Annotated in this window: 1 protein-coding gene; it reads right to left on the minus strand. The window is 69.2% G+C overall.

The genetic code is table 11. The features are described from left to right. Positions 1–135: 135 nt before the first annotated feature. Positions 136–1492, minus strand: a 1357-nt coding sequence (locus ABZ646_RS46490) for an extracellular solute-binding protein (protein WP_360533808.1), incomplete at its 5' end; no start/stop codon positions are given.

The following is a 1492-nucleotide window of genomic DNA, read 5'->3' on the forward strand; positions in this document are numbered from 1 at the left end:
TCAGCCGAAGGCCGCCTGCACGTAGGGCAGTTACCGACGCGAGTGATCAAGTACGACGACCTGTTCGAGGCCCGAGGTTAAAGATCAAGCTAGGGGCCCGCCGGGGGCCCTGTCCGGGCCGGCCGGGAGCGTTGTTCACGCGGGTGGCCGGTGGGCGGTCGGCGAGTGCGGTGGGGCAGCTGCGGGAAGCCGATCCGCAGCACCGCGGCGGATGCCGCCGCGGCCAGGACCACCAGCGCGGTCAGCAGCAGGGCCTGGTGGTACCCGTGGCCGAGCAGGGGGGCGACGGCCGGCGGGCCGAGGATCTGGCCGACGGAGTACCCGGCGGTCAGCAGGGCGACGGCGCGGGGGAACCGCAGCAGCGCACCCGTGGCCAGGGCCAGGGTGCCGCCGGGCGATCTGCTTGGCCTGGCTTACGGCGTCCTTCCAGGCGTCGTCGGGCTTCTTGCCCTTGGCCTCGATGTTGGTCAGCTCCGTCATGTAGGGGGCCATGACGGCGGCGTCCGCGGGCGCCTCGTAGCTGTCCGGGATGGCCTTGGCGGCCGGGCCGAACACCTCGATGATCTTCTGGCCGCCGAAGAAGGCGTCCGGGCCCGTCATGGCCGGCATGGCGTAGGCGGCCGGGGCGGCGGGGAAGATGGCGGCGTCGGTGAAGCCGCGGGCGTCGTTGGCGGGGCTCAGGATCCAGCTGATGATCTTGAACGCCTCTTCGGGGTTCCGGCACTGCTGGGGCAGTGCCAGGTAGGAACCGCCCTGGTTGGACGGGCCGACGGGGTGGGCGCAGACCCGCCACTTGCCCTTGGTCTGTGGGGCGGCCTGCTCGATGTCCAGCGCGTGCCAGGCGGCGCCCAGCTCGGTGAGCAGGCTCTTGCCGACGGCCGCGTTCCAGGTGTTGTCGTTGATCTTGGCGTCGATGCCCAGGGTGTAGGGGCGCACCGCGGTGGTCCACGCGGCGCGGATGTGCTCCTGGTCGCCGATGAAGTGGTTGTTCTTGTCGATGAACCGCGAGGTGCCCTGGCCGACCGCGATGTTGAAGACGGAGCCGATGTTGTTGACCAGGTAGGTGCCGGGGTTCTTCTTCTGCAGCTCGACGCCGAGCTGGAAGTACTCCTCCCAGGTCTTGACCAGTTCGGCGACCTTGGCGGGGTCGGTGGCCACCCCGGCCTTGGCGAAGAGGTCCTCGCGGTAGAAGAGCGCGGTGGGGCCGATGTCGATCGGGAAGCCGATCTGCTTGCCGTCCTTGGTCCGGGCGAGCTTGCTCTTCCAGCTCAGGTACTGCGAGGAGATCTTCTTGAAGCCCAGGTCGTTCAGGTCCAGGAAGCGCGAGGCGTTGGGCAGGAAGGACGCCATGTCCTCGCCCTTGATGCCGGTGATGTCGGGCACCGAGGAGCCCGCGGCGAGGGTGGTGGTGAGCTTCTGCTTGAAGTCACCGCCGATGGAGGCGGAGGTCAGCTTCACCGAGCTGCCGAAGTGGGTCTTCGCCTCGGCCACC

The organism is Streptomyces sp. NPDC007162 (genome assembly GCF_040634175.1).
GTDB lineage: Bacteria > Actinomycetota > Actinomycetes > Streptomycetales > Streptomycetaceae > Streptomyces.